The organism is Microbacterium sp. UBA837, assembly GCF_002296025.1.
In the GTDB taxonomy this organism is placed as follows: domain Bacteria; phylum Actinomycetota; class Actinomycetes; order Actinomycetales; family Microbacteriaceae; genus Microbacterium.
Genome location: NZ_DBHD01000095.1, coordinates 1 through 25,903, shown reverse-complemented (window position 1 = coordinate 25,903; position 25,903 = coordinate 1). Strand labels below are relative to the sequence as shown.

Sequence of the window (25,903 nt, the reverse complement as noted above, 5' to 3'; positions counted from 1 at the left end):
GCGACGGGGAAAGGAGCGTGCGAGCGGTGTTCTACTGGCTCATGAAGTACGTGGTCATCGGCCCCATCGTGAAGGCGATCTTCCGCCCCTGGATCGTGGGACGGCGCAACATCCCCAAGACCGGCGCTGCGATCCTCGCGAGCAACCACCTCTCGTTCGCGGACTCGATCTTCCTTCCCCTCATGATCGACCGCCCCGTGACGTTTCTCGCCAAGAGCGACTACTTCACCGGCAAGGGGATTCGGGGGTGGGCGACGCGCGTGTTCTTCAAGGCCACCGGGCAGCTTCCCATCGACCGTTCCGGCGGCAAGGCCTCCGAGGCATCCCTCAACACCGGGCTCCAGGTCCTGGGTCGCGGCGACCTCTTGGGCATCTACCCGGAGGGCACACGCAGTCCCGACGGGCAGCTCTACCGCGGGCGCACCGGCATCGCCCGGATGGCCCTGGAAGCCCGCGTCCCCGTCGTGCCGTGCGTCATGGTCGACACCGACACCATGATGCCCATCGGGCAGCGGGTCCCCAACGTCGTGCGCGTCGGCGTCGTCATCGGCGAACCCCTCGATTTCTCCCGCTTCCACGGGATGGAGGGGGACCGCTACATCCTCCGCTCCATCACCGACGAGATCATGGTCGCGTTGCAGCGGCTGGGGGAACAGAAGTACGACGACGTGTACGCGTCGACGGTCAAGAACCGGGCCGCCCCGCCGCGCTCTGAGGCAGTTCCCGCCCCGATAGACTGAGCGGATGCTCCTCAAGACCGACCCGCTCGACCACTGGCGCACGCTCCCGATTAAGCAGCAGCCGTCGTGGTATGCGCCGGAGGCCGCCGCCGAGATATCGGCTGAGCTCGCGACACTCCCGCCGCTCGTCTTCGCCGGCGAGGTCGACATCCTTCGCGAGAAGCTCGGGCGCGCCGCCGCCGGGCAGGCGTTCCTGCTGCAGGGCGGAGACTGCGCCGAGACCTTCGCGGGTGCGACTGCCGAGCAGATCCGCAACCGCATCAAGACCGTGCTGCAGATGGCAGTCGTCTTGACCTACGGCGCCTCGATGCCTGTCGTCAAGATGGGACGCATGGCCGGGCAGTTCGCCAAGCCCCGCTCGTCGGACACCGAAACCCGCGGAGACGTCACCCTTCCCGCGTACCGCGGCGACATCGTCAACGGCTACGACTTCACCGAAGCTTCGCGGCGAGCGGACCCGGCACGGATGCTGAAGGCGTACCACACTGCAGCATCGACGCTGAACCTCATCCGTGCGTTCACGCAGGGTGGGTTCGCCGACCTGCGTGAGGTGCACAGCTGGAACAAGGGCTTCGCGCAGAACCCCGCGAACCAGCGCTACGAGCGCCTGGCGACCGAGATCGACCGCGCCATCAAGTTCATGGAAGCCGCGGGCGCCGACTTCGACGAACTGCGACGCGTCGAGTTCTACACCGGGCACGAGGGCCTGCTCATGGACTACGAGCGCCCGATGACCCGGATCGACTCCCGCACCGGAACGCCGTACAACACGTCGAGCCACTTCCTGTGGATCGGGGAGCGCACCCGCGAACTCGACGGTGCGCACGTCGACTACTTCTCGCGCATCCGCAACCCCATTGGGGTCAAGCTCGGCCCGACCACGACTCCCGAGACCGCGCTGGCCCTCATCGACAAGTTGGATCCGGAGCGCGAGCCGGGCCGTCTGACCTTCATCACCCGCATGGGCGCCGGCAAGATCCGCGACGCGCTGCCTCCGCTGCTCGAAGCCATCAAGGACTCGGGCGCGACCCCGCTGTGGGTCACCGACCCTATGCATGGCAACGGCATCACGTCGCAGACGGGCTACAAGACCCGTCGCTTCGACGATGTGGTCGACGAGGTGCGCGGGTTCTTCGAAGCCCACCGGGCCGTCGGTACGCACCCGGGCGGCATCCACGTCGAACTGACTGGAGATGACGTCACCGAGTGCCTCGGTGGATCCGAGATGATCGACGAAGCGGGTCTGGCAACGCGCTACGAGTCGCTGTGCGACCCGCGACTGAACCACATGCAGTCGCTGGAGCTCGCCTTCCTCGTCGCCGAGGAGCTCGAGAAGCGCTGAGCGCCGGGCGGGTCAGTCGTTCCCGCCGCCATTGCCCCCGCCGTTACCGCCACCGATCCCGATATCGGTGATGGTGATGACGGTGCCGGGCACGTGGAAGGTTCCCGCCTTCGGGTCGATCTCATTGACGCGGAACACGTCCCAGAGGCTGCCCTCCGGCAGCGCCGTCTCGGCCTGGAACCCGGCATCCTCGAGCACGGTGACCGCGTCGCGCACCGACAGACCGATGACCGCGGGCACCTCTACCGGCTGAACACCCTTGGACACGACAAGGGTCACCGTGTCACCCGGGCGCCATTGTCCGCCATCCTGGCGCTCGGCGATGCCGATGACCTCACCGGCGGCGACGTCGTTGTCGTACTGCTCGATGTTCTCGCCCGACACACTCAGACCCGCGGATTCGAGCGTTTGGGTAGCGGCTTCCACCGACATACCCCGGACGTCGGGCACGGGACCGAGCGAGACAGTCAGCGTGACGGTATCGCCCTCGAACGCCGTGCACCCGTCCGTGCAGTTCACCGGATCGCTCTGCAGGCGCGGCGTGAGAGAGACCGCGACGACGGTGCCGGCTGGGGCATCGGAGAAGAGCTCGGCGTCGGGTTCCGTGACGATGAGCTGATAACCGGTGAGTGTCGCGCGCGCATCGGCCGCTGACTGCCCTGCCACCGAGGGGATGTCGTGCTGAGCCGGGCCCAGCGACACGAAGATCCGAACCGTCGACTCCTTGTCGACGCGGTCGCCCGCCGGGGGATCGGTACGGATGACAACACCCTGTTCGACCTCGAGACTGTTCTCACCTGCCTGCTCCGGAACGAGGTTCTGGGCCTCGATGGCAGCAGCTGCGCCCTCGTAGTCGAGTCCCGCGACGGCAGGGACGGAGACCTGGGAGCCGGGGCCCGAGCCGAACCACCACCCGACTCCGGCGGCCAGGGCCGCGAGGAGGATCACGACGGTGACGATCCAGGCGGTGCGCGCGCCCTGGCGGTTCGCCGAGCGCCGCAGGCGCGCCGCATTGTCGACCTCGGAATGCACAGCAGTCGCGCCGGTGGTGGCCGGAAGGACCTTCGTCAGCTCGGTTGGATCCTCGCGGTCGATCATCCCGGAGGTCGCCGCCGTGACGACCTGCGGTGAGATGCCGAGGTTTCGCTCGATCTCCCGAAGCCGCTGCAGCATCTCCATCGCGTCAGCGGGTCGATCGTCGGGCTTCTTCTCGGTCGACCACAGCACGAGTTCATCGAGCTGCTCAGGAACGCCGGGGTTCTTGACGCTCGGGCGGGGGACCGAGTCGGTCGCGTGCTGGAACGCAATCTGCATCGGCTGTTCACCGCGATAGGGCTGCTCACCGGTCAGCATCTCGTAGAGCATGATCCCGAGGCCGTAGATGTCACTGCGGGCATCCGCGGTGCCCCGGGTGACCAACTCGGGGGCAAGGTAGGCGATCGTACCCATCAGCTGAGCGCCGGTCGCCGTGTTCGCGCTCGTTGCCCGCGCGAGGCCGAAGTCCCCGATCTTGATGCGGCCGTCCTCTGCCAGCAGGACGTTCTCAGGCTTGACGTCGCGATGGATGATGCCGGCCCGGTGCGCCGCGGCAAGGCCCGAGAGGACGGCATCCATGATCGAGATCGTCTGCGGCACTGTCAGTCGCTTCTCTTCGCGAAGTAGTTCGCGCAGCGTGATGCCGGGGAGGTACTCCATCACGAGATACGCGATTTCGCCGTCGCTGCCCTGATCGAAGACGTTCACAACGTGGGGGTCTGCGAGCCGTGCTGCCGCACGGGCTTCCTGGATGAACCGGCTCTGGAAGACCGTGTCATCGCTCAAGTGACCGTGCATGACCTTCAGCGCTACACGGCGCTCAAGGCGCAGGTCCGTCGCAACGTAGACGGTGGCCATGCCGCCCCGCGCGATCCGGGCGCGCACCCGGTATCGGCCGTCGACGAGACGGCCGATCAACGGATCGGTTTGCGCGCTGGTGCTCACGCACCGAGTCTACGGAGCAGGAGCGGCCCCGCCTGGGAGCGGCTCACAGAAGCGGATGAGCAGTATCGCGCGTCGATTGGTCGCAGCGCGGTCGCGACGCTGCCCGTGGTGAGATCATGGCTGTCGTGACCAACCCATCTCCTGCAACCGAAACCGCTTGGCTCACGATGCCCGAACTCGTCGAGGTTCTCGGCGAACCGCTGGGCCGCGTGCGTCGACTTCTGGACGAGTCACAGCTGATCGGCTCCAAGCGCCACGGCGCCTTCGCGGTGCCCGCCGTCTTCATCGTGGACGGTCACCCGTTGCCGTCGTTGCGGGGCACGATCATTGTGCTTCACGACGCCGGGTTCACCGACGACGAAGCGATCGACTGGATGCTCGCGCCCGATGACACGATCGGTGTGGCGCCCATCGAGGCGCTCCGAGCGGGACGTAAGAGCGAGGTCCGGCGGGTGGCCCAGACGCTCGCCTAAGGAAGTAGATGCTCGCCCGGGAGTCAGGCGGGCGGCGCGCTCAGGTTGTGCGCACGGTGGCTGCGCGAGCAAGCTCCCGCAGTTCGCTCACGGATCGGTTGCCGAGCGGCGCGCCCGACAGCGCCCGCTCGGCGGTACGGGTGTAGTCGAGGATGAGGTCTTCGACCCGCTCCAGCGCGCCGGTGTCACGGATCGTCTGCTGCATCGCCGCGATCTGGTCGGGTTCGAGAGACGGATCGCCGAGCATCTCGTCGAACAGCCGGCGCGATCCCGTGGGGAGCGCCTCCCGCGCGTACGCGACGAGAACCGTGCGCTTGCCTTCGCGCAGATCGTCGCCCGACGGCTTGCCGGTCGCTTCGGCGTCGCCGAAGACACCCAGCACGTCATCGCGCAACTGGAAGGCCATACCGACCGGGTGCCCGAACGCGACCAGAGCCCCCTGCTGTGCGGCGTCCGCTCCCGCGATCGCCGCGCCGATGACGAGCGGCTGCTGGATGCTGTATCTCGCTGACTTCAGGGATGCGATCCGCAGCGCGCGCTCAGCGTGGCGGTCGTCAGCCTCTGTTACATAGGCCGATTCCTCGGCGACATCGAGGAACTGCCCGATCGTCACCTCGCTGCGCATCAGCGCGAACTCGCGGCGACCGGCCGCGGCGTGTGCCGGAGTGGCCACGGCGAGGCCCTCTTCGAGGAGATCATCGCTCCACGCGACCAGAAGATCGCCGAGGAGGAGGGCCCCCGAACGGCCGAAGCGTGCGGGGTCGCCGACCCAGCCGCGGGCGCGGTGGGCAGCTTCGAGGGCGCGATGAGCGGAGGGACGGCCGCGCCGCGTGTCGGAGTTGTCGACGATGTCGTCGTGCACGAGGGCGGCGGCGTGGAAGACCTCCAGTGCAGCCGCTACCGCGAGCACGTCCTCGGTCGGCGCTACAGCTTCGCTGGAGTGCTCGCGAACTGCGCGCCACCCGGCAAAGCAGAAGCGGGCGCGCAGACGCTTTCCGCCGCGAACGGACTCGGCGGCGGCGCCGTGGAGGAGGATCGCCTCATCGCCGAAGAGCTCGACCTCGGCCTCCCGTGCTGCCAAGAAGTCCTCGACTCGCTGAGAAACTGCCGCGACCGGGTCACTACCTACTGACACGGGCCTAGCCTAGTAATCGACGGCGCGCGTAGAATCGTGCCACCGATCCAGCCCGAGGGGGATCTCATGCCACTCTCCGAACAGGAGCAGCGTCTGCTCGACGAGATGGAGCGCCATCTCATGCGCAATGACGCCGATGTCGTTTCGGCGTCCAGCGGTGGTGGTCTCTCGTATCGCAATGTCGTGTACGGCACGATCCTCGTGCTCGCGGGCATCGGTGCCCTCATCGTCGGTGTCGCAATGCAGCTGATCATCGTGGGTGTTCTCGGGTTCCTCGCGATGATCGCCGGAGTGATCGTCGCCGTTACGCCAGCCAAGCGCACAAGCGCAGAACCCCCGCGCGCTGATCAGCGTCAAGCGACGGCCCGCACGAACGCAAGCTTCATGGACCGTATGAACGAGCGCTGGGACCGCCGCCAGGAAGGTCGTTGACCGATCGAGGCTGAGCCCTCCACTGCGCTCCACCGCTTGACTCCACACCGCTCCACCGCCCTCTGACGGGCCACCGAACGCCGACCTCCGGGTCGGCGTTTCGTCGTTAACCGCCGGGTTCGGCATCCGGTCGACAGCGCCTTCCGGTGTCAGCTTTCGCTTCCTTTGGCGCGCCTGGACGCGCCGGGGGAGCACTATGACGTGAATGTGGTGACAAAGTGGAGGGAAGTGGAGTAAAGTGGCGAGCAACCTGGAGGGGCCGGACGAAGGGGGGTGACGCGGGATGCTGCTGGGGACTCACACTCCGAAGCTGGACGACAAAGGACGCGTCATCTTGCCGTCCAAGTTCCGTGACGATCTCGGCGCCGGCATCGTCGTGACGCGCGGGCAGGAGCGATGCCTCTACGTCTTCTCGGCTGAGGAGTTCGAGCGAGTCCACGACCGCATACGCGAGGCGCCGCTGACCAACAAGCAGGCACGTGACTTTCTGCGCATGTTCCTCTCGGGCGCCAGCGCTGAGACTCCCGACAGCCAGAACCGCATCACCATCCCGCCGCCACTGCGCGCCTACGCCGGGCTCGAGCGCGAGCTCGTCGTCACGGGTGTGGGCGCTCACGCCGAGATCTGGGATGCGCGGGCCTGGAACGACTACCTCGAAGGAAACGAAGCCACCTACTCAGAGATGGAGCAGGAGGTGATCCCTGGCCTGTTCTGACCCTCGGTTGTGATGCCCATCTGCGGGGCCCTGACGCACTTCCCCGGCGCCAGGTCTTCAGCGGGTGGGGATCAGAGCCCAGTGGTCCGGCCCGACATCATGGACCTGCGCGACATCCATACCCCCGTCCTCCTCGAGCGCTGCATCGAGTTGCTGACTCCCGCGCTCGGCGGCGAGAACCCCGTCGTGGTGGATGCGACGCTCGGAATGGGCGGGCACACCGAGGCGCTGCTGGAGCGGTTTCCGGCGCTGACGGTGATCGGGCTCGACCGCGACACCGACGCCCTGCGCGTCGCCTCCGAGCGTCTCGCCCGGTTCGGTGACCGCCTGATCCCGGTGCACACCGTCTACGACGGCATCGCCGGGGCGATCGAACGCTCCGGATTTACGCGCGTGGACGGCATCCTGTTCGATCTCGGTGTCTCGTCGCTGCAGCTGGATGTCGCGGACCGCGGTTTCGCCTACGCCCAGGATGCGCCGCTGGACATGCGGATGGACCAGTCCGGGGGAGTGACAGCCGCGACCGTCCTCGCGACGTACGGCGAGGGAGACCTGCGCCGGATCTTCGAGCGATACGGCGAAGAGAAGCTCGCCGGACGGTACGCCCGAGCCATCATCCAGGCGCGAACCGAACAGCCCATCGAGCGGTCTGCTCAGCTCGTCGACATCCTGCAGGCCGCGACTCCCGCTGCCCTCAAGAACGCCGGTCATCCCGCCAAGCGGGTGTTTCAAGCCCTGCGCATCGAGGTGAATGCGGAGCTTGCGGCCCTCGAGACGGCACTTCCCGCCGCGCTTGACGCGTTGACAGTCGGTGGCCGCCTCGTCGTCATGTCCTATCAGTCCCTCGAGGACCGCCTCGTCAAGCGCGTCCTCGCCCAGGCGGTCCGCTCGACAGCCCCCGCGGGCCTACCCGTGGAACTCCCCGAGCACGCCCCGCAGTTCCGTCTCATCGTCAAGGGCGCCGAAATGGCCTCCGACGACGAGAAGCTACGCAATCCCCGTGCCACGCCCGTGCGGCTGCGCGCGGCCGAACGAGTGAAGGATGCCGCATGAGCGCGGATCTGCTGGCAGCCCTTGATGAGTTCGCCCCGAGTGCTCGCCCGGTCGAGACACAAGCCCCGCGGCTGCGTCCGGTGGAGCAGACCGCAGCGTGGCGCCGTCCGCGCCTCGCCTACGGGATCGTCGCGGTCCTCGGAGCCGCGGCGATCGTCGCGGCCCAGATGGTGGTGTCGATCCTCACGACGCAAGACACGTACGCGATCTCGGCCCTCACCTCGCAGCAGCGACAGCTCACCTGGGACCGGCAGATCCTCTACGACGAGGTTGCAGGTCTCAGCTCGCCGCAGTACCTCGCGGCAAACGCGTCGGCCCTCGGTATGGTCATCAGCGAAGCGCCTACCTTCCTCCGTCTCTCGGACGGAGCGCTGGTGGGAGCCTCGCAGGCCGCAGGGTGGCAGTCATCGATCGACGCCGTCGGAAGGGGAGCAGTGGCAAACGCCCTCATCACCCAGACGCCACTGGTCACCGACCCCGCCGCGACCATCGAAGGAACTCCCGTCGAGGTCACGGACGAGACCGGTCAATCGGTTATCCCGCCCGCGCTCACCGACGGCCTGCCGACCCCCACGACACGATGACCGGACGCAGCACACGAAGCCCACGGCGCCGCACCGTCGTCGCCATGTTCGTTGTTCTGGCAGTCATCGGTGCTTTCGTCATCCGTCTTGTCGACATCCAGGTCGTCAATGCCAAGGAGCACATCGAACAGTCCCTGGAACTGGGGCTGTCGAGCTCGCAGGAGACATACGGAACCCGCGGTGCGATCGTCGACGAGAACGGCGCGACCCTTGCCGGCAGCATCGTGCTCTACGACGCGCAGCTCGATCCGAAACTCGTCGGCCCGATCGACCGTGAGATCGACGGCGAGGACGTCAAGGTTCCGTGGGAGACGATCTCAGCTGAGATCGGCGCCGTCACGGGTCAGAGCGCCGAAGAGATTCAGGCGATCGTCGCTGCCGCCCTCGCGGAGAACCCCGACAGTCGATACGCGATGCTCACGCGGGGCCTCACGACGGCGCAGTACCGCGAACTCGCGGATATGAAGATCCCGTATCTCGCGATGTTCCCGCACCCGGCGCGCACGTACCCCGACGGCGCGGTCGGCGGTAACCTCGTCGGCTTTGTGGGGTCCGATGGCACGGCGCTCGCTGGGCTGGAGTCCTCCCAGAACGGATGCCTCGCCTCGACCGACGGCGAGATTCGGTATCAGCGCGGCGGTGACGGCGTCATCATCCCCGGGACGATGACCGAGATACCCGCCATCGACGGGGGGACGCTGCAACTGACGATCAACCGTGACCTGCAGTGGTATCTGCAGCAACTGATCGCCGAGCAGACGCAGAACACCGGGGCGCTGAACGGCTCGATCTTCGTCGTCGAGGTCAAGACCGGTGCGATCCGTGCGGCAGCCGAGTACCCGACCGTCGACCCCAACGCTCCGACAGTCGTTGACGAGTCCGATCGCGCAAGCCGGATCTTCCGCAACACCTTCGAGCCGGGCTCGACGTTCAAGGCGCTCTCGGCAGCGATGCTCGTCGACTCAGGTACCGCGAACCCCTTCTCGGTGGTCCGCGTGCCCTTCCGCCAGACCTTCGACAACGGTGCGAGCGTTCGTGACGATCTTCCCCACCCGGACTACGACTACACCCTCAACGGCGTGCTCGTGAACTCGTCGAACGTCGGTATCTCCACGTTCGCCGGGATGATGAGCGACCAAGCTCGCTACGACTACCTCACGAGATTCGGGATCGGGCAGGGCACTGACGTCGACTTCCTCGGGGAAGCGAACGGGCTGGTTCGCGACCCGAGCCAGTGGGACAACCAGACGAAGTACAACACCTCCTACGGCCAGGGTTTGACGACCACGGTTCCGGAGCTGGCGAACGCCTACCAGGCGATCGCAAACGGCGGCCTGAAGCTGCCGCTTCGGCTGGTGGAGTCGTGCACTGCTGCTGATGGCACCGTGACCACCCCCGAGAACGGCGAGCCCACGCAGGTGATCAGTCCCGAGGCCGCCCGCCAGGTGACCGACATGCTCGAGAACGTCGCCACGAAGGGGTCGGTCTCTGAGAAGGTCGGCATCGCCGGATACCGGATCGCGCTCAAGACCGGAACCGCTGAGAAGGTCGATCCGGGCGCGGGGACGTACAAGGTCGGTTCGTACTTCACGACGATCGCGGGCTTCGCCCCCGCCGACGATCCCCAGTACGTCGTCGTGGTGACACTCGATGAGCCGACCACGATAAAGTCGTCTAGTGCCAACGCTCCGGCGTTCCGCGAGGCGATGACCCAGGTGCTCAAGACCTACCGAATCATGCCTTCGAACTCCGCCTCACCCGATCTCCCGACATTCGGCTGATCTCGACGGCACGCCTCCTGCGCATGATCAGTCTGACTCTGTCCCGAATCGCCGATGTCCTCGGCGGAACCCTCGTCCTCCGCGGCGCCGACTCCGCTGACACGGTGGTTTCGGGCACCGTCGACACCGACTCTCGACTGATCGGCCCCGGCGACATCTTCGTCGCCAAACCGGGCGAGCACGCTGACGGCCACGACTTCGTTGCCGCCGCGATCGAGCGGGGTGCGGTGCTCGCCATCGTCGAGCGACCGCTGGATGCCGCCATCACCCAGATCGTGGTGCCGGGGGCTGTGCATGCCCTGGCAGACCTCGCCCGCTTCGTTGTGGGCGAGGTGCGGGCACGCGGTGCCCTTCGGATCGTCGGGATCACCGGCTCGAACGGCAAGACGACGACGAAAAACATGATGGCGCGCATCCTCGAGGCCGAGGATGAGACCGTAGCGCCGCAGGCATCCTTCAACAACGAAGTCGGTGCGCCGCTGACGATGCTCCGGATCACCGAACGAACCCGCTATCTCGTCAGCGAGTTCGGCGCCAGTGCACCGGGAGAGATGGCGCGTCTTGCCGGTCTCGTCCACCCCGACATCGGGGTCGTCCTCATGGTCGGGATGGCGCACGCCGGCGGGTTCGGCGGCATCGAGTCGACCTTCGTCGAGAAGTCGCAGTTGATCCACGCCGTCCGGCCCGGGGGCGTGGCAGTGCTGAACGCGGATGACCCGCGCGTGGCAGCGATGGCCGGTATCGCCACCGAACGCGGCGCGACAGTCCGTTGGTTCGGGCGAGGCTCGGCAGCGGATGTGCGGGCCGAGGACGTGGAGGTCACGCCCGAGGGAACGCGATTCCGTGCCGTCATCGACGGCGACGAGTTTCCGGTCGTTCTGCGCGTGCTCGGCGAGCACCACGTCATGAATGCGCTGGCCGCGATTGCTGCGGCGACAAGTCTCGGCATCCGTCCCGAAGCCTGCATCGAGCGGCTCCAGGCGATGGAGTTGGCAGAGCGGTGGCGGATGCAGCCGATGGGCTCGGAGCGCGTGCGCATCATCAACGATGCTTACAACGCGAGTCCGGACTCCATGGCCGCAGCGCTTCGCACTCTCGCGCAGATCACTGCGCCCGATCAGCGCACTGTCGCCGTTCTCGGCGCGATGAGCGAACTCGGCGAGTACGCGGGGGAGGAGCACGACCGCGTCGGTCTTCTCGCGGTGCGGCTGCGCATCCAACGGATCGTCGTCATCGGCTCTGCTGCGCGCCGGCTTTACCTCTCGGCGATCAGCGAGGGGTCGTGGGATGGCGAGGCAGTCTTCTTCGAGACAGCTGACGAAGCGTACGACTACCTGATGTCCGAGCTGCGTGAGGGTGATCGGGTGCTCGTGAAATCGTCCAACTCCGCGGGCCTCCGGCACCTCGGCGACCGTCTGGGAGAATCCTTCTCGTGAGATCCCTCCTGATGGCGTCGGCGATCGCCCTGTCGTTCTCGCTCTTTCTCACACCCGTCTTCCTGCGCTTGTTCCGCCGGTGGGGATGGGGCCAGGTCATCCGTACCCCCGACGCGGGAAACAACCCTCAGCACGAACTCAAGCGCGGTACACCCACGATGGGTGGCGTCATCTTCGTCGGGGGGACGACGATCGCGTACCTGATCGGAACCTACGCCGGCGGCAACCCGCCCACGATCTCGGGTTTCCTCGTGCTCTGGATGATGGTGGGCTTCGCGCTCGTCGGCTTCATCGACGACTACATGAAGCTGCGCAGCCAGCGAAGCCTCGGTCTGTCGGGTTGGCGCAAGATCGTCGGTCAGGTGATCGTCATCGTGCCGTGGGCGCTCGTCGCACTTCAGTTCCCGGATGCCCAGGGCCAGACCCCCGCGACGGCCTACGTTTCGGTCTTCCGCGACATCTCGGTGCTGAACTTCCTGGCGTTGCCGGTTGCGATCGGCATCCTGCTCTACATCGCCTGGATCAGTTTCATCGGCGTCGCCTGGTCCAACAGCACGAACGTCACCGACGGCCTCGACGGCCTGGCCACCGGTGTGGGTGTGTTCACGATCGGAGCGATGAGCCTGACGACGTTCTGGCAGTTCCAGCAGCGCTGCGACGGCGCAGACCTCGTGGCCGCCTACCAGCAGGCCTGCTACCAGACGAGGGACCCGCTCGACCTGACGATCATCGCGGCGACCTTCGCTGCCTCTCTGGTCGGGTTCCTATGGTGGAATGCGCCGAAGGCTCAGGTGTTCATGGGGGATGTCGGGTCGATGGCGATCGGTGGCGTGATCGCCGCGGTCTCGATCCTCTCTCACACCGAGATCCTCACGGTCCTCACCGCCGGGGCGTTCATCATCGGATCGGGTTCGGTCATCCTGCAGCGGATCTATTTCAAGCTCACCCGCGGCAAACGTCTGTTCCTCATGAGCCCCTTCCACCACCATCTCGAGATGCGCGGGTGGTCGGAGACCAACATCGTCATCAGGATGTGGATCATCGCCGCGGGACTGGCAGTCACCGGCGTCGGCTTCTTCTACGTTGAATGGCTCGCGCGCACATGACCGGTGAATCCTCCCGGCTGGATGGACTGACCAGCTGGCACGCCGACTGGCGCGGCCTGCGGGTTGCCGTCTTCGGCCTCTCGGTGACCGGCTTCTCGGTGGCCGACACGCTGGCAGAACTCGGCGCGGAGGTTCTCGTTCTCGCCGAATCCGCCGACCCGGCCTATGAGCGCCTGCTACCCGTCATCGGGGTGCGGTCATCGATGGGGTCGCTCAGCACGCCGCCCGCCGAGCTCGTGGACTTCGCTCCCGAGGTCGTGATCGCCTCGCCCGGCTTCAGCCCGACGCACCCGCTCGTGCGCTGGACGCTCGAAAGCGGCATCCCGCTGTGGGGAGACATCGAGCTCGCGTGGCGCGTGCGCGACAAGGTAGTCCGCCCCGGCGGCGCTCCCGCCGACTGGGTGCTGATCACCGGCACCAACGGAAAGACGACAACCACGGGCCTTGCCGCCACGATGATGGTGGCAGGGGGTCTCCGGGCAGTCCCGTGCGGAAACATCGGCACGCCGATCCTGGATGCCGTCCGTGATCCGTCGGGCTTCGACGTCCTCGTCGTGGAACTGTCCAGCCACCAGCTCTGGTACCTCAGCCTGCAGTCCTCGCCGGAACCGGTTTCGCCGCACGCTGCGGTCTGTCTGAACCTCGCCGACGACCACCTCGAATGGCATGGATCCTTCGAGGCGTATCGCGACGCGAAGGCGCAGGTGTACAACCACACCCGCGTCGCCTGCGTCTACAACAAGGCCGACCTCGCGACGCGCGAGATGGTCGAAGAAGCCGATGTCATCGAGGGAGCGCGAGCGATCGGGTTCGACCTCGGCGTTCCCGGTCCGAGCGACCTCGGCGTGGTCGACGGCATCGTCGTGGACCGCGCGTTCCTTGTCGAGCGGCGCACCAGCGCTCTCGAACTCACGACGATCGACGAGCTTCGAGAGCTCGGCCTCGCGGCCCCACACGTCGTTGCCAACATCCTTGCTGCCAGTGCGCTGGCCCGTTCGCTCGACGTACCGCCCGAGGCCATAGCCACTGCACTGCGCGAGTTCCGGCTGGACCCCCACCGGATGGAGATCGTTGCGACAGTCGCCGGTGTCACGTGGGTGGATGACTCGAAGGCGACCAACCCGCACGCTGCGGCATCCTCGCTTGCCGCCTACCCCGGATCGATCTGGATCGTGGGGGGACTGCTCAAGGGCGTCGACATCACCACGCTCGTCTCGACGCGGGGGCGTCTGGCAAAGGCAGCGATCGTGATCGGTGACCAGCGCGATGCCGTTCGGGCGGCGTTCGAGCGACACGCGCCCGACGTTCCGCTGCACGAGGTCATTGCCGATGAGACTGGGGACGTCATGGCGCAGGTCGTAGACCTGGCGATCGGACTCGTGGCCGAGGGGGATGTCGTCCTCCTCGCACCGGCCGCGGCATCCTTCGACCAGTTCGCCTCCTACGCGGATCGCGGTGAGAAGTTCGCTGCGGCGGTCAGGCAGCGAGTGGGAAGGGGCGAACATGGCGACACCGACGCCGATCCGTCCGCTCCCGCAGGAGCCTGACGAGCCGACGCCCAAGCGCGGGCTTGCTGCCCGCGTCTCTCTCGGATCGCTGTTCCGCCCGGTTGCCGGTGAGTTTCTGCTCATCTCATCCACGGCAGTCCTGCTGACGATCTTCGGTCTCGTGATGGTGCTCTCGGCCACCAGCGCAACGGCGACCGCGGCGGGTCAGGCTCCGTACGATGCGGTCATCAAGCAGGCGGTGTTCGCCGCGATCGGCCTGCCGCTCATGTTCATCGCGAGCCGACTGCCAGTGAGCTTCTGGAAGCGGATCGCGTGGCCCGCGCTGATCGTCACCACCGCCTTCCAGCTCCTCGTGTTCACGCCCCTCGGCGTCGAGGATGGCGGAAACCGAAACTGGATCCTCATCGCTGGCATTCAGGCTCAGCCCTCGGAGTTTCTGAAACTCGCGCTGGCCCTCTGGCTCGGCTTCATCCTGTACCGAAAGCGCACGCTGCTCGGCGACTGGCGGCACGTCTTCATCCCGGTGGTGCCGGTGGCCGCCGCCGTGATCGCGACGGTTCTGGCCGGGCACGATCTCGGAACGGCGATGGTGCTGTTCCTGCTCGCCCTCGGCGCCCTTTTCTTCTCCGGTGTGAAGCTGCGGGTGTTCGTCATCCCGCTGTTGCTGGCGATCGTGGCAGTCACGGCGCTGGCGGTCACGAGCCCGAACCGCATGGAGCGCATCCTCAGCGTCTTCAACACCGACTGCACCGCCGATTACCTCAGCACCTGCTACCAGCCGCTGCACGGTATCTGGGGACTGGCCGGCGGCGGCATTTTCGGCCTCGGACTTGGGAACTCGAAAGAGAAGTACGAGTGGCTGCCCGCGGCATCCAGCGACTACATCTTCGCCATCGTCGGTGAAGAGCTCGGCCTCATCGGCGCGATCGTCGTGCTCGGGCTGTTCGCGATCTACGCGATCGGCGCTTTCCACATCATCCGCAAGACCGACGACACCTTCGTGCGGATCGTTGCCGGCGCGATCACCGTATGGATCGTCGGTCAGGCGCTCATCAACATCGGCGTCGTGCTGCGGCTGTTCCCGCCGCTCGGTGTCCCCTTACCGTTCATGTCTCAGGGTGGCACGTCGCTGGTGTCGGTGCTCGTTGCGACCGGGGTTCTGCTGGCGTTCGCCCGGACGATTCCGGTGACCGCGAGGCCAGCGCCCCGGTCGGCCGCTCGCCGCTGAGGTCGCCGCCCGCAGCTATTCGGCGGGGCGAGATAGGGTCGGACGGTGACGACCTACTTGCTGGCCGGCGGCGGGACCGCCGGGCATGTGAACCCCCTGTTGGCCGTTGCTGATGGGCTGCGCGCTCGGGGCACGGGTGCCGATGTGCGCGTCCTCGGGACCGCGGAGGGGCTGGAGTCGCGGCTGGTACCGCAGCGGGGCTACGAGCTTCTTGTCGTCGACAAGGTGCCGTTTCCACGGCGACCCGATCGTGCTGCCGCAGCGTTTCCGAGCCGGTTCCGCCGCGCGGTGGCCCAGGTGCGGGCACACATTGCGACACACGAGGTGGATGTCGTCGTCGGGTTCGGTGGCTACGCGTCGGCCCCCGCGTACGTTGCAGCCCGGCGCGCCGGCATCCCGTTCGTCGTCCACGAGGCTAACGCCCGGCCGGGACTTGCCAACCGCCTCGGTGCCCGCCGAGCCGCTGGTGTCGGTGTCGCTTTCGAGGGCACGCCGCTTCCCCGGGCCCGGTTGGTCGGGATGCCCCTGCGCCGCGAGATCGAGGACCTCGATCGTGCGGCGCGTCGCGCCGAGGCTGCTGCTCACTTCGACCTGAGTCCGGAAGCGCCGACCCTGTTGGTCTTCGGCGGGTCGCTGGGAGCGCTGCGGCTGAACACCGCGATCGCAGGCTCGTGGCGCGACGTGCTGGATGCCGGGTGGCAGCTGCTCCACGTCACCGGTGATCGCTCCGATCTCGAGGACCCGGGGGAGCCGGGATACGCCCTCCGTCGCTACGTCGACCGCATGGACCTCGCTTTCGCGGCGTGCGACTTCATCGTCTCGAGGTCGGGGGCTGCCACGGTGAGCGAGATCAGCGCGCTCGGAATCCCCGCCGTCTACGTGCCCTATGCCGTGGGCAACGGGGAGCAGGCGCTGAACGCTGCCTCCGCAGTGGCGCATGGCGCTGCGATCCTGATCCCCGATGCGGATTTCACCCCGGAGACGGTCCGGGACCGCATCCTGCCCCTGCTGACGGATGCCGACGAGCGGGCGGGTATGGCCGAGAAGGCCGCGGAGATCGGCATCCGCACCGGCACCGAGAATCTCATCGCGATGATCGACGAGGCCCTCGCCTAACCGTCGGCGCGCACGGTTGCCACCTCAGGCGGGGAGTTCGTCGGTTCGGTGGTCTTCAGCGCTGCGATCACGGCCGCGATGGCCTGATCGGTGTCGACGCGCAGGCCACGGACCTGCTCGGCGAAGGCTGCGGCAGCTCGCTGAATCTGGCCGAGCGCGGCGTTCTCGTCGACGGACACGAACGTGCCGTAACGGCCGCGCGTTTCAATGAGGCCCGTGGTCTCGAGCTCCCGGTAGGCCCGAGCCACCGTGCCCGGCGCAAGTCCAAGGTCGCCGGCGAGTCGGCGCACTGTCGGCAGCCGAGAGCCTGGCGGCAGCTCACCGCTCGCTATCGCCGCAACGTACTGCGCGCGCAGCTGCTCGAACGGAGGTGTGGGCGAGGCGGGGTCGATGACGATCATGCGCCTTCTCCCCGGGCAAGCTCGACCGACGGGCTCGCGAATCGCCGACTTTGCGGGCGCAACGCGGCCGGATATCGTGACGCTGCCATCTTCCCGAGCCCCAGCGAGTACGTCACCTGCGCTGCGGCGATCAACACCGGAGTCCATGGGCTCATCAGCGTCGACAACTCCGGGCGTGTGGCGGCAATCGGGGTCAGGGTGAGCGTTCCCGCAGCGATTCCCAGCGGTAGTGCTGCGGCCATTGTTGCGGCGCTGCGCAGTGACCACAGCGCGTCCGCGCGGAACAGGTCGTCCCACGCCAGCTGGAGGTCATCGCTGGCGACCTGCGGCTGGGATAGCACGATCCGCTCCATCACGCGCATCACGACGAAAACGATGATCGCGAAGACAAGAAGCCCGGCGCACCACAGCACGGTTTCGGTCGCGATGCGGCTGGGCTGCACCAAACGCCACGCGAGGACAGCGGCCACGCCCACAGACGCAGTTCCGGGGGCTATGGGGGCCAGAACACGCCGCCAGGGCTGACGCAGGTAGTTCTCGCCGGTTCCGAACGGTAGCTTCACGACTCGCTCGTATCGCGCGGCTTGTTGCGCGCTCAGGTCGTGCCGTCGGCTTCTGATCAGGTAGATGATCGGCACCAGGGCGAGCGCGCACAAGATCGCGGCGGTGAACCAGACCATGCCGAACTCGAAAGACATGTCTCTTTTGTATCAATATTGTCGCAATGTGTCGATACAGTTCCATGAGGTTCAAGCCAGCTCGACCTGCATGTGCTGCGGCACCGGTGCGCTCACCCGCAGGCATACCAACACGATCGCGACGATCGGCGTCAGGATGCCGAGAACAGCCGCAAGGATCTGCCCCATGATCGGCAACGCCACCGCGACGATGAGGCTGACCGCCAGGGCGAGGGATCGGTTTCGCCACGAGGCGGCCCACACGAGCCAGACGATCGCGGCAGCCGGAAGAAGCCAGACGACGGCGCCTATCGGGCGAGGGTTGCCAGACGGGAGTATGGTTCCCCATCCGGTCACGACGAGCACAAGCGTGAGCGCACCCAGCGTTGTGGCCCCCCACACTGATCTTTGCTGCGTCGCGGTCCGCCGCGGCGCGCGGAGGGCGAGCGCGAGGATCACCAGGATGCCGCATCCGGCTGACGCGCGCATGCCGACGAGCATCGCTTCGGTGCCGTCGAGGCTCGTGTACAGAGACCCTGTCACCGCGAAGGTGATCGACAGCAGCGACGTAATGATGGCGGCAACGGCAAGCGCACGCGCAGCGCGTCGCCGTCCGACCCGGCCCGCATGCGAGTCGACAGCAGAGGCTGTCGCACTGCTGCGCTCCCGGTGCCCGGGCCAGACGAGGGCGACGATCACGACCGCCGCGGCAGAGACGAGGAATGTCGTGATCGGTGACATGAGCATGACGGCCGCGAGGGGAAGCGACAGCGCGGCGCCGATGATACTCGTCCCGACGATCAGGACCCGCATCCCGCGGCGACGCGCGAGCCGGTCGCTGACCGCCACGACCACTGCACATGCGGCTGCTGTCGATCCGAGTGCGATGAAGGCGGGGAACAGGGCCGAGAAGAGGGAGCGAGGGTCGCCGGCGTCCGCCTCATCGAACCCGACGCTCCAGGACGTGAAGGCGAGCGCGGCGCCCGTTGTCGCGATCATGGAAATGCCGAGCGCGACCAGCGTGCGGATCGGATCGAGATGAAGACGATGCCGGGCACTGGCGAGGGCTACCGTCCACCACAGAGCCGGGACCAGCCCGACCTGAGTCACGAGAATCGTCGTGAACAGCCAGGGGGCAGCGTAGGTGAGCCCGAGCTGGCCAGCTGCCGCAACGAGAGCTGACACGGCCAGCGCGGCAGCGCCGGCCACGCGCGCGGGGGTGGCGTCGAGGCGGGTGCCCAGGCCCGCCAGCGCTGCTGCCATTCGTTCACCGCGCGATGGCGCGCTCAGCCCGCCCGCTTCGGCGGCATCCATAGCTGTGCCCACGAATACCGCGGCATTCGCGTCGCGCCACCAGCGCGGGTACCAGCGGACGAGGCGCTCGAAGCGGTCTCGGTCGAGACTCATGCCAGCGCGCTCCGCGGATGAGCGGGGCGCGGTCTCGCACCGCCGCCCGCTGCGGTGCCCAGCGCCCGGCGGGCGGCGGCGACCCGCTGCTCGAGCTCGGCGGTTTCGCTCTCGAGCTGCGCAACGCCCTGGGATGTCAGGCGAAAGTAGCGGCGCGCGCGCCCATCCACGATCTGTTCGCCCGACTCCTCGACAGCGCCGCTCGCGGTCAGGCGATCGAGCGTCGCATAGAGGGTCGCGGTCTTGAGGGACGCCGCGCCGCCGGATGCCTCGAACACGCTCCGGAGGATGCCGTAGCCGTGCTGCGGTCCGTTCGCGAGCGCCGTCAGAATCCAGAAGGTCGTGTCAGGTCGCGCGGTAGCCATGACCCCGAGCATATTCCCGATCATGGAATATCGATACGGTGAGCCTGCGATAGGCCGCGTGCCGAAGGAGTTCCTCAGCGACGCCGACCTAGGATTGTCGGGTCATGATCAGACCCGACCTCAGCCTCCCGATCCCCGAGACCATCGAGGCAGCGCACTTCATCGGTATCGGCGGCTCGGGGATGTCGGGCCTGGCGGGCATGTTCCTGGATCGCGGCATCCGCGTCTCGGGATCCGACCGCGCCGACAGTGCGGCACTCCAGGCCCTCGCTGCCCGAGGAGCGCGTGTCCACGTCGGGCACGACGCCGCGCATTTGCAGGATGCCGACACTGTCATCCACACCGGGGCGATCTGGCCCGAAAACCCTGAGTTCGTCACGGCGAAGGAACGGGGACTGCCCGTCATCCATCGCTCTCAAGCGCTCTACTGGCTGATCGGCCGCCGCCCGCTGGTCTCGGTTGCGGGAGCGCACGGCAAGACGACCTCGACGGGGATGATCGTCACGGCGCTGCGTGCGCTCGGTGCCGACCCGAGTTTCGTCAACGGGGGAGTCATTGCCGATCTCGGTGTCTCCAGCGGCACCGGTGCTGACGATCTGTTCGTCATCGAAGCAGACGAGTCCGACGGCACGTTCCTTCTCTACGACACGGCTGTCGCGCTGATCACGAACATCGACCCCGACCACCTGGACCACTGGGGCAGCCGGGAAGCCTTCGATGCCGCGTTCGCGAGCTTTGCGAACAAGGCGCGCGAGGCCGTCGTCCTGTCGTCGGACGACGAGGGCGCGCGTCGGATCCTTCCTCACCTCACCCACCCGCGCGTCATGACCTTCGGAAAGGCGGAAGATGCCGATGTGCGCGTGCACGGCATCCGCACCGACGGACCTGTGTCGTTCGAGCTCACCCACGCGGGGCAAACGGTCTCGGCCGCGCTGGCGATTCCCGGAGAGCACAACGCGGTCAACGCGGCCGGAGCCGTGGCTGTGCTCCTGACCCTGGGGCATGCCTTTTCCGATGCCGTGAAGGCCGTCGAGGCGTTCGCCGGAACGGTGCGTCGCTTCGAACTCCACGGGATCGTGCGCGGCGTCAGAGTCTACGACGACTACGCACATCATCCGACGGAGGTCGCCGCAGCCCTGGCCGCGGCCCGCACCGTCGTCGGCGATGGACGCATCATCGCGCTGCACCAGCCGCACACCTACTCCCGGACGCAACACATGGCCGCGGAATTCGCCGAGGTGCTCGAGAGCCACGCTGACCACACCGTCGTGCTCGATGTGTACGGCGCGCGCGAGGACCCGATCCCGGGGGTCACCGGCGAACTCGTGTCGAGCAGGTTCACGGATGCCGAACGCGTCCACTTCGAGCCGGACTGGGCGGCCGCAGCTGCCTACACGGCATCGATCGCGCGGGACGGGGACTACATCATCACTCTCGGCTGTGGAAACGTCTACCTCATCATTCCCGACGTGCTCGCCGCGCTCGGCCAGCAGGGCGCACCGGCGGAGTAGCGGTGCGCCGGCCGACTCCGCTCCCGCCCTCCGGGGCCCCGTCGGGCGCTGACGACGAATCCTCGTTGCGCACCCCATCCGGCGGAGACGGCAGACGGGGCGTCTCACCCGAGCAACGCGGAGCTGCCCCCACGGACCGGTGGGCTGAATCGGCATCGGTTCCCGTCGAGAACGCCCCGACGGAGCCGATCGACCTCACCGGAATCACCGCTCCCGCACCGGTCTGGCCCCTCCCGACCGATGCCGGCACCGGCTCGAGCGCTCGGGATGCCGCCTCCGTCCTTCCCGGCGTTCCGACCTGGGCGCTCGGCGCAGACGAGGCCGGAGCAACCGAGCCGCTCGCGGAAGATGCAGCTGCGCCCGGCTCTGACGGTTCGTCGCCGGTGGGTATGCGCGAGGTGTGGCGCGCTGCGCGTGCGCGGCGGCGCGCGCTCAAGTCCGAGGTGCGGCGGTTCACCGTCAGGGCCCGTCGCCGTCGCGCGATCTGGCTCGGGTCCATCGCGGCAGTCGTGCTCGTAGCGCTCGGCAGCGTCGGGGCGGCGTACAGCCCGCTGTTCGCTGTCGAGACGATCACGGTAGCGGGCGCTGAGCAGCTGGACACCGCAGCGGTATCCGACGCGTTGTCGTCACAGCTGGGCACGCCACTGCCACTTGTGGACGAGAGCGCCATCAAAGCGGCGCTGGTCGCGTTCCCGCTCGTCGAGTCGTACACCGTCGAGGCCCGGCCTCCGCATGATCTGATCGTGCGCGTCGTCGAACGCACCCCGATCGGGGTCATCGCCTCACCTGCCGGGTTCACCCTCGTGGATGCCGCCGGCGTCGCGCTCTCGACGACACAGACCCCGGCTCCCGGCAGACCCGTGCTGGAGATCACCGGTGGAACGGCATCCGAAGCATTCGAGGCGGTCGGGCACGTGCTGCGGTCGCTTCCCGACACGATCATGTCGCAGGTGACCGCGGCGTCGGCGACGACCCCCAACGACGTGACCCTCACCCTCGGTGGAACCGGCACCGAGATCGTCTGGGGCAACGCTGACGAGTCCTCGAACAAGTCGGTGGCGCTGGCTGCGGCGATGCAATCGCGCCCGCCGGACACGGTCTCGCGTTACGACGTCTCGTCGCCGTCAGCCGTCGTCATCCAGTGATCCGCTGAGCCCACCGGGCCGAGCGGGTGCACGAAAAGAACGGGATGTGCGACACGCCCCCGCAAGCGCGCGGAATCGGGGGAGTCGACGCTTAGCTTCGTGTCTAGGAAATACATACCCAGCAATACTTTATACCTCCAGTTGAGGTTGAAGGTTGCAGGACACGAGCACAGGAGTCGGCATGAGCCAGAACCAGAACTACCTTGCAGTCATCAAGGTGGTCGGCGTCGGCGGCGGAGGCGTCAACGCCGTCAACCGGATGATCGAGCTCGGCCTGCGCGGGGTCGAGTTCATCGCCGTCAACACTGACGCCCAGGCATTGCTGATGAGCGACGCCGACGTCAAGCTCGACGTCGGGCGCGAACTCACCCGAGGGCTGGGTGCCGGCGCCGACCCCGAGGTGGGTCGCCGCGCCGCAGAGGACCACACCGAAGAGATCGAAGAGGCGCTCCGCGGCGCCGACATGGTGTTCGTCACCGCCGGTGAGGGTGGCGGCACCGGTACGGGCGGTGCGCCCGTCGTCGCAAAGATCGCGAAGTCGATCGGCGCGCTCACGATCGGTGTGGTGACCAAGCCGTTCTCGTTCGAAGGTCGCCGCCGCCAGAGCCAGGCCGAGTCGGGAGTGGCGCGCCTGAAAGAAGAGGTCGACACCCTCATCGTGGTGCCCAACGACCGGCTGCTGGAGATCAGCGACCGCGGGATCTCGATGATCGAGGCTTTCGCCACCGCGGACCAGGTGCTGCTGGCCGGTGTCCAGGGCATCACCGACCTCATCACGACGCCCGGACTCATCAACCTCGACTTCGCCGACGTGAAATCCGTCATGCAGGGGGCGGGCTCAGCGCTCATGGGAATCGGCTCGGCACGCGGTGCGGACCGGGCGATCAAGGCTGCAGAGCTTGCTGTCGAGTCGCCGCTGCTGGAGGCATCCATCGAGGGTGCGCACGGTGTGCTGCTGTCGATTCAAGGTGGCTCCAACCTCGGCATCTTCGAGATCAACGACGCCGCCCAGCTGGTGAAGGAAGCCGCCCACCCTGAGGCGAACATCATCTTCGGTACCGTCATCGACGACACGCTCGGTGACGAGGTGCGCGTCACGGTGATCGCCGCCGGGTTCGACGGTGGCGAGCCGCAAGCGCGTCCGGATGCCACCCCGGTGGTCCGTCGCGAGCCCGTCGAGCAGCGTGCAGCCGCAGACTCCGAAGACGAGCCGCAGCGTCCTGAGCAACTGGCTCCGGTGCCCTCGATCTCGGATGCAGCCTTCGATTCGGCGTTCGGGGACGACGACCTCGACATCCCCGACTTCCTGAAGTGACCGCATCCGCGCCGGCGAGGGTGCGCGGCTCGAGGCGGCAGTTGTGACTGAGTCGGACGCGCAGCTCGCGGATCGTCTGGCGTCGATCGACGATCGTATCGCTGCTGCTGCGCGGCAAGCGGGGCGTTCGCCTGAAGACATCACTCGTATCGTCGTGACGAAGTTCCATCCGGCGTCGCTGGTCGAGGAGCTTTATGGCCTCGGCGTGCGCGACGTCGGCGAGAACCGGGTTCAGGAAGTACTCGAGAAGGTCGTCGGGGTCGGGGATCTGTCCGACCTGCGGTGGCATTTCGTCGGTCAGCTGCAGACCAACAAGGCGCGGGCGGTGCGTCGCGTGGCCTCGGTCATCCACTCGCTCGACCGCCCGAAGCTCGCCGATGCGCTGGATGCCGAGGCCGAGGTGCGCCTGGACGTCCTGATCCAGGTGAACCTCACCGACGACCCCGGGCGCGGGGGAGTCGCCCCGGAGAGTCTTTCGGCGCTCGCCGAGCACGCCGCCGGGTGTCTCGGACTGAGGGTCCGGGGAGTCATGGCTGTCGCCCCCCTGGGCGAAGAACCTGCCGCAGCCTTCGAACGGCTCGCCGGCCACGCGCACACCGTGCGCCGTGTCTTCCCGGACGCCACCTGGATCTCGGCCGGGATGACCGGCGATTTCGAAGCTGCAATTCACGCCGGCGCGACACACCTGCGCATCGGCACGGCAATCACGGGTCCGCGCCCTGTGCGCGGTTAACCTCGGAGCAGACGAGCAAACGGAGGATGCGATGTCGAACCCCTTGAAGAAGACCATGGTCTACCTGGGCCTCGCCGACGAGGAAGAGGTCTACGACGAGACGCCAGCGCCTGCGCCCACGCGCAAGTCTGCCGCGGCATCCGTCGAGAAGGCCGCCCCGGTCACGCCGATTCACCGTCCGGCGGTGGTTCGTCAGCCCGCAGTCGGCGCTCTCAACGAGATCGTCACGGTGCACCCCAAGCAGTACCGCGACGCGCAGGTGATCGCCGAAAGCTTCCGCGAGGGCGTTCCCGTGATCATCAACCTCTCGCAGATGAGCGACGCCGACGCGCGTCGTCTCATCGACTTCGCGAGCGGCCTGTCGCTTGGCCTGTACGGCCGCATCGAGCGCGTGACGAGCAAGGTTTTCCTGCTCTCACCCGAGAATGTTGCGGTGTCGGGTGAGGGTGCCGTGGCGCAAGCGGATCCGGAGGCGGTTCCTTTCCCGCAGACTTGATACGTGAACGTCATCCAGATCGTTGCCGGAATCCTCAACGCGGCAGTCCTGATCTACATTCTCGTGCTGCTGGCCCGACTCGTCTTCGAGTGGATCCCCGTCTTCGACCGTGAGTGGCGTCCTCGTGGCGCGATGCTCGTTGTCGCCGAAGGTGTGTACACCGCGACGGACCCTCCGATCCGTTTCCTCCGTCGTTTCATCCCCCCGTTGCGAATCGGCAGCATCGCCATCGACTTCGCGTTCGCGCTCACGATGCTCTCGTGCTTCATCCTCCTGTCGGTGACACGCGCCTTCGCAGGATGAATCCACCCACGACTATGCTTTGCTGTTATCAACCGTCCACAACCGCGTGCCGGAAGGCGCGATCGGCCAGCGGCCGGGCGAACGAAAGAGGGAAGAAATGCCACTGACTCCGGATGACGTCGTCACCAAGCAGTTCCAGCACGTCCGGTTCAAGGAAGGGTTCGACCCCGACGAGGTCGATGACTTCCTCGACGAGATCGTCGTCGAGTGGCGTAAAGCCCTGGCCGAGAACGAAGAGCTCAAGGCACGCATCGCCGAACTCGAGTCCGGCGCGCCCGCGGCCCCCGCGGCACCGGCAGAGGCGCCCGCCGAAGAGGCAGCCCCCGCTCCCGCCCCGGCTGCTCCGGCCAGCACGCCGCTTCCGACCCAGGCAAGCGCCGGCCTGCTCGAGCTCGCGCAGCGTCTGCACGACGAGCACGTCGCCGAAGGCCAGGCGCGCCACGACCAGCTCATCGCCGAGGCCCAGGCTCAGGCTGCCTCGATCATCTCCGACGCTGAGACTCGCGGACGCGACGAGATCGCTCGCATGGAGGCCAAGAAGGCCGAACTGGATGCCCGCATCGGCGAACTGCGTGAGTTCGAGCGCGACTACCGCTCGCAGCTGCGCAACTTCATCGAAGGTCACCTGAAGGACCTCGACTCCTCTTCGACCGACAGCGCGTCGGTCGCGAACATCACGAACTGAGGACGCTCTTGGCGTCCCGGCCACCTCTGCGTCACGCGGCGGCCGGCATCACGATTGCGCTGCTCGCAATCCTGGTGCTGGCCGTCGACCAGTTCACGAAGTACCTCGCGCTGACCAACCTCCCGCTGCAGGAGTCGGTTCCCGTCGTGGGTGAGTTCTTGCAGTTCTACCTCGTCAAGAACCCCGGTGCCGCTTTTTCGCTCGGTGAGGGGTACACCTGGATCTTCACCATCGCC

The 25,903-nt window shown here is 67.2% G+C and carries 27 protein-coding genes; 21 read left to right on the top strand and 6 right to left on the bottom strand.

From position 1 onward, the window contains the following. Positions 1-26 precede the first annotated feature (26 nt). Together B3587_RS07185 and B3587_RS07180 are read left to right on the top strand one after the other, a co-directional pair. The gene (locus B3587_RS07185; protein ID WP_228178678.1) at positions 27-740 is read left to right on the top strand and encodes a lysophospholipid acyltransferase family protein; all 714 of its coding nucleotides are present in this window, start codon (positions 27-29) and stop codon (positions 738-740) included. A 4-nt stretch (positions 741-744) separates the two neighbouring features. Beyond that, the gene (locus B3587_RS07180) at positions 745-2,082 is read left to right on the top strand and encodes a class II 3-deoxy-7-phosphoheptulonate synthase (protein ID WP_292727503.1); all 1,338 of its coding nucleotides are present in this window, start codon (positions 745-747) and stop codon (positions 2,080-2,082) included. A 12-nt stretch (positions 2,083-2,094) separates the two neighbouring features. On the opposite strand, the gene pknB is transcribed toward B3587_RS07180, so the two are convergent. After that, positions 2,095-4,062: a Stk1 family PASTA domain-containing Ser/Thr kinase gene (pknB, locus tag B3587_RS07175; protein WP_292727501.1), complete on the bottom strand. Its 1,968-nt coding sequence runs from the start codon at positions 4,060-4,062 to the stop codon at positions 2,095-2,097. A 116-nt stretch (positions 4,063-4,178) separates the two neighbouring features. Between pknB and B3587_RS07170 the strand changes: the two genes are divergently transcribed. Then, positions 4,179-4,535, top strand: a complete 357-nt coding sequence (locus B3587_RS07170) for an Rv2175c family DNA-binding protein (protein ID WP_228178578.1) — start codon at positions 4,179-4,181, stop codon at positions 4,533-4,535. 40 nt (positions 4,536-4,575) lie between these two features. Here B3587_RS07170 and B3587_RS07165 read toward each other — a convergent pair whose 3' ends face one another. Further along, positions 4,576-5,670 carry a polyprenyl synthetase family protein gene (locus tag B3587_RS07165; protein ID WP_228178579.1) on the bottom strand — a complete coding sequence of 365 codons (1,095 nt, stop codon included), beginning with the start codon at positions 5,668-5,670 and terminating at the stop codon, positions 4,576-4,578. Between the two features lie 66 nt (positions 5,671-5,736). Between B3587_RS07165 and B3587_RS07160 the strand changes: the two genes are divergently transcribed. The 10 genes from B3587_RS07160 (at position 5,737) to B3587_RS07115 (ending at position 16,629) form a co-directional block, all read left to right on the top strand. Next, entirely contained in the window at positions 5,737-6,102 is a 366-nt protein-coding gene (locus B3587_RS07160) for a DUF3040 domain-containing protein (RefSeq protein ID WP_228178580.1), read from the top strand. A 283-nt stretch (positions 6,103-6,385) separates the two neighbouring features. Further along, on the top strand, positions 6,386-6,817 hold the full coding sequence (mraZ, locus tag B3587_RS07155; protein ID WP_228178581.1) for a division/cell wall cluster transcriptional repressor MraZ: 432 nt from the start codon (positions 6,386-6,388) through the stop codon (positions 6,815-6,817). Between the two features lie 99 nt (positions 6,818-6,916). After that, on the top strand, positions 6,917-7,870 hold the full coding sequence (gene rsmH / locus B3587_RS07150; protein ID WP_228178679.1) for a 16S rRNA (cytosine(1402)-N(4))-methyltransferase RsmH: 954 nt from the start codon (positions 6,917-6,919) through the stop codon (positions 7,868-7,870). Beyond that, complete coding sequence (locus B3587_RS07145) at positions 7,867-8,454, top strand: hypothetical protein (RefSeq protein ID WP_292727498.1); 588 nt, start codon at positions 7,867-7,869, stop codon at positions 8,452-8,454. Before rsmH ends, B3587_RS07145 begins: the two co-directional genes overlap by 4 nt. Next, on the top strand, positions 8,451-10,235 hold the full coding sequence (locus tag B3587_RS07140) for a peptidoglycan D,D-transpeptidase FtsI family protein (RefSeq protein ID WP_292727496.1): 1,785 nt from the start codon (positions 8,451-8,453) through the stop codon (positions 10,233-10,235). The genes B3587_RS07145 and B3587_RS07140 overlap by 4 nt, the downstream gene beginning before the upstream one ends. Positions 10,236-10,258: 23 nt before the next feature. Further along, positions 10,259-11,671, top strand: a complete 1,413-nt coding sequence (locus tag B3587_RS07135; protein WP_292727494.1) for a UDP-N-acetylmuramoyl-tripeptide--D-alanyl-D-alanine ligase — start codon at positions 10,259-10,261, stop codon at positions 11,669-11,671. Continuing rightward, positions 11,668-12,777, top strand: coding sequence for a phospho-N-acetylmuramoyl-pentapeptide-transferase (gene mraY, locus B3587_RS07130; RefSeq protein ID WP_228178585.1), 1,110 nt, complete (start codon positions 11,668-11,670; stop codon positions 12,775-12,777). Before B3587_RS07135 ends, mraY begins: the two co-directional genes overlap by 4 nt. Then, positions 12,774-14,324 (top strand): UDP-N-acetylmuramoyl-L-alanine--D-glutamate ligase, encoded by a 1,551-nt coding sequence (gene murD / locus B3587_RS07125; RefSeq protein WP_228178586.1) that lies wholly within the window; start codon positions 12,774-12,776, stop codon positions 14,322-14,324. The genes mraY and murD overlap by 4 nt, the downstream gene beginning before the upstream one ends. Continuing rightward, positions 14,281-15,513: a putative lipid II flippase FtsW gene (gene ftsW / locus B3587_RS07120; RefSeq protein WP_292727492.1), complete on the top strand. Its 1,233-nt coding sequence runs from the start codon at positions 14,281-14,283 to the stop codon at positions 15,511-15,513. Before murD ends, ftsW begins: the two co-directional genes overlap by 44 nt. A 45-nt stretch (positions 15,514-15,558) precedes the next feature. After that, the gene (locus tag B3587_RS07115) at positions 15,559-16,629 is read left to right on the top strand and encodes a UDP-N-acetylglucosamine--N-acetylmuramyl-(pentapeptide) pyrophosphoryl-undecaprenol N-acetylglucosamine transferase (protein ID WP_292727490.1); all 1,071 of its coding nucleotides are present in this window, start codon (positions 15,559-15,561) and stop codon (positions 16,627-16,629) included. On the opposite strand, the gene B3587_RS07110 is transcribed toward B3587_RS07115, so the two are convergent. From B3587_RS07110 to B3587_RS07095, 4 genes are read right to left on the bottom strand one after another with little or no spacing between them, the layout of a single operon-like run. Next, positions 16,626-17,030 carry a GntR family transcriptional regulator gene (locus tag B3587_RS07110; protein WP_292727488.1) on the bottom strand — a complete coding sequence of 135 codons (405 nt, stop codon included), beginning with the start codon at positions 17,028-17,030 and terminating at the stop codon, positions 16,626-16,628. The genes B3587_RS07115 and B3587_RS07110 overlap by 4 nt on opposite strands. After that, positions 17,027-17,728, bottom strand: a complete 702-nt coding sequence (locus B3587_RS07105) for a hypothetical protein (protein WP_292727486.1) — start codon at positions 17,726-17,728, stop codon at positions 17,027-17,029. Before B3587_RS07105 ends, B3587_RS07110 begins: the two co-directional genes overlap by 4 nt. Before the next feature lie 51 nt (positions 17,729-17,779). Then, positions 17,780-19,114: a hypothetical protein gene (locus tag B3587_RS07100; protein ID WP_292727484.1), complete on the bottom strand. Its 1,335-nt coding sequence runs from the start codon at positions 19,112-19,114 to the stop codon at positions 17,780-17,782. After that, complete coding sequence (locus B3587_RS07095) at positions 19,111-19,479, bottom strand: PadR family transcriptional regulator (protein WP_228178592.1); 369 nt, start codon at positions 19,477-19,479, stop codon at positions 19,111-19,113. Before B3587_RS07095 ends, B3587_RS07100 begins: the two co-directional genes overlap by 4 nt. Before the next feature lie 104 nt (positions 19,480-19,583). Here B3587_RS07095 and murC point away from each other — a divergent pair, with 104 nt between their 5' ends. From murC to B3587_RS07055, 8 genes are all read left to right on the top strand, one after another. Continuing rightward, positions 19,584-20,990, top strand: coding sequence for a UDP-N-acetylmuramate--L-alanine ligase (gene murC, locus B3587_RS07090; protein WP_292727481.1), 1,407 nt, complete (start codon positions 19,584-19,586; stop codon positions 20,988-20,990). Between the two features lie 65 nt (positions 20,991-21,055). Continuing rightward, positions 21,056-22,135 carry an FtsQ-type POTRA domain-containing protein gene (locus B3587_RS07085; protein WP_292727480.1) on the top strand — a complete coding sequence of 360 codons (1,080 nt, stop codon included), beginning with the start codon at positions 21,056-21,058 and terminating at the stop codon, positions 22,133-22,135. A 181-nt stretch (positions 22,136-22,316) separates the two neighbouring features. Further along, positions 22,317-23,450: a cell division protein FtsZ gene (ftsZ, locus tag B3587_RS07080; RefSeq protein WP_228178595.1), complete on the top strand. Its 1,134-nt coding sequence runs from the start codon at positions 22,317-22,319 to the stop codon at positions 23,448-23,450. Between the two features lie 43 nt (positions 23,451-23,493). Continuing rightward, positions 23,494-24,183: a YggS family pyridoxal phosphate-dependent enzyme gene (locus tag B3587_RS07075; RefSeq protein WP_292727477.1), complete on the top strand. Its 690-nt coding sequence runs from the start codon at positions 23,494-23,496 to the stop codon at positions 24,181-24,183. Positions 24,184-24,214: 31 nt separating this feature from the next. Further along, positions 24,215-24,679 (top strand): cell division protein SepF, encoded by a 465-nt coding sequence (locus B3587_RS07070; RefSeq protein WP_228178597.1) that lies wholly within the window; start codon positions 24,215-24,217, stop codon positions 24,677-24,679. Positions 24,680-24,682: 3 nt separating this feature from the next. Then, the gene (locus B3587_RS07065; RefSeq protein ID WP_228178598.1) at positions 24,683-24,982 is read left to right on the top strand and encodes a YggT family protein; all 300 of its coding nucleotides are present in this window, start codon (positions 24,683-24,685) and stop codon (positions 24,980-24,982) included. Positions 24,983-25,079: 97 nt separating this feature from the next. Continuing rightward, positions 25,080-25,667: a DivIVA domain-containing protein gene (locus B3587_RS07060; RefSeq protein WP_228178599.1), complete on the top strand. Its 588-nt coding sequence runs from the start codon at positions 25,080-25,082 to the stop codon at positions 25,665-25,667. Positions 25,668-25,675: 8 nt separating this feature from the next. Then, positions 25,676-25,903: signal peptidase II (locus B3587_RS07055; protein ID WP_292727474.1), on the top strand; the 228-nt coding region annotated here is incomplete at its 3' end.

Excerpts from the sequence above, each read along its gene's own strand:
- B3587_RS07110 (WP_292727488.1), bottom strand. The coding sequence starts at position 17,030 with ATGATCGTCATCGACCCCGCCTCGCCCACACCTCCGTTCGAGCAGCTG.
- murD (WP_228178586.1), top strand. The coding sequence starts at position 12,774 with ATGACCGGTGAATCCTCCCGGCTGGATGGACTGACCAGCTGGCACGCC.
- B3587_RS07100 (WP_292727484.1), bottom strand. The coding sequence starts at position 19,114 with ATGAGTCTCGACCGAGACCGCTTCGAGCGCCTCGTCCGCTGGTACCCG.
- ftsZ (WP_228178595.1), top strand. The coding sequence starts at position 22,317 with ATGAGCCAGAACCAGAACTACCTTGCAGTCATCAAGGTGGTCGGCGTC.
- B3587_RS07160 (WP_228178580.1), top strand. The coding sequence starts at position 5,737 with ATGCCACTCTCCGAACAGGAGCAGCGTCTGCTCGACGAGATGGAGCGC.
- B3587_RS07180 (WP_292727503.1), top strand. The coding sequence starts at position 745 with ATGCTCCTCAAGACCGACCCGCTCGACCACTGGCGCACGCTCCCGATT.
- mraZ (WP_228178581.1), top strand. The coding sequence starts at position 6,386 with ATGCTGCTGGGGACTCACACTCCGAAGCTGGACGACAAAGGACGCGTC.
- B3587_RS07140 (WP_292727496.1), top strand. The coding sequence starts at position 8,451 with ATGACCGGACGCAGCACACGAAGCCCACGGCGCCGCACCGTCGTCGCC.
- B3587_RS07170 (WP_228178578.1), top strand. The coding sequence starts at position 4,179 with ATGGCTGTCGTGACCAACCCATCTCCTGCAACCGAAACCGCTTGGCTC.
- B3587_RS07105 (WP_292727486.1), bottom strand. The coding sequence starts at position 17,728 with ATGTCTTTCGAGTTCGGCATGGTCTGGTTCACCGCCGCGATCTTGTGC.
- B3587_RS07145 (WP_292727498.1), top strand. The coding sequence starts at position 7,867 with ATGAGCGCGGATCTGCTGGCAGCCCTTGATGAGTTCGCCCCGAGTGCT.
- B3587_RS07135 (WP_292727494.1), top strand. The coding sequence starts at position 10,259 with ATGATCAGTCTGACTCTGTCCCGAATCGCCGATGTCCTCGGCGGAACC.
- murC (WP_292727481.1), top strand. The coding sequence starts at position 19,584 with ATGATCAGACCCGACCTCAGCCTCCCGATCCCCGAGACCATCGAGGCA.
- B3587_RS07095 (WP_228178592.1), bottom strand. The coding sequence starts at position 19,479 with ATGGCTACCGCGCGACCTGACACGACCTTCTGGATTCTGACGGCGCTC.
- B3587_RS07060 (WP_228178599.1), top strand. The coding sequence starts at position 25,080 with ATGCCACTGACTCCGGATGACGTCGTCACCAAGCAGTTCCAGCACGTC.
- rsmH (WP_228178679.1), top strand. The coding sequence starts at position 6,917 with ATGGACCTGCGCGACATCCATACCCCCGTCCTCCTCGAGCGCTGCATC.
- B3587_RS07070 (WP_228178597.1), top strand. The coding sequence starts at position 24,215 with ATGTCGAACCCCTTGAAGAAGACCATGGTCTACCTGGGCCTCGCCGAC.
- ftsW (WP_292727492.1), top strand. The coding sequence starts at position 14,281 with ATGGCGACACCGACGCCGATCCGTCCGCTCCCGCAGGAGCCTGACGAG.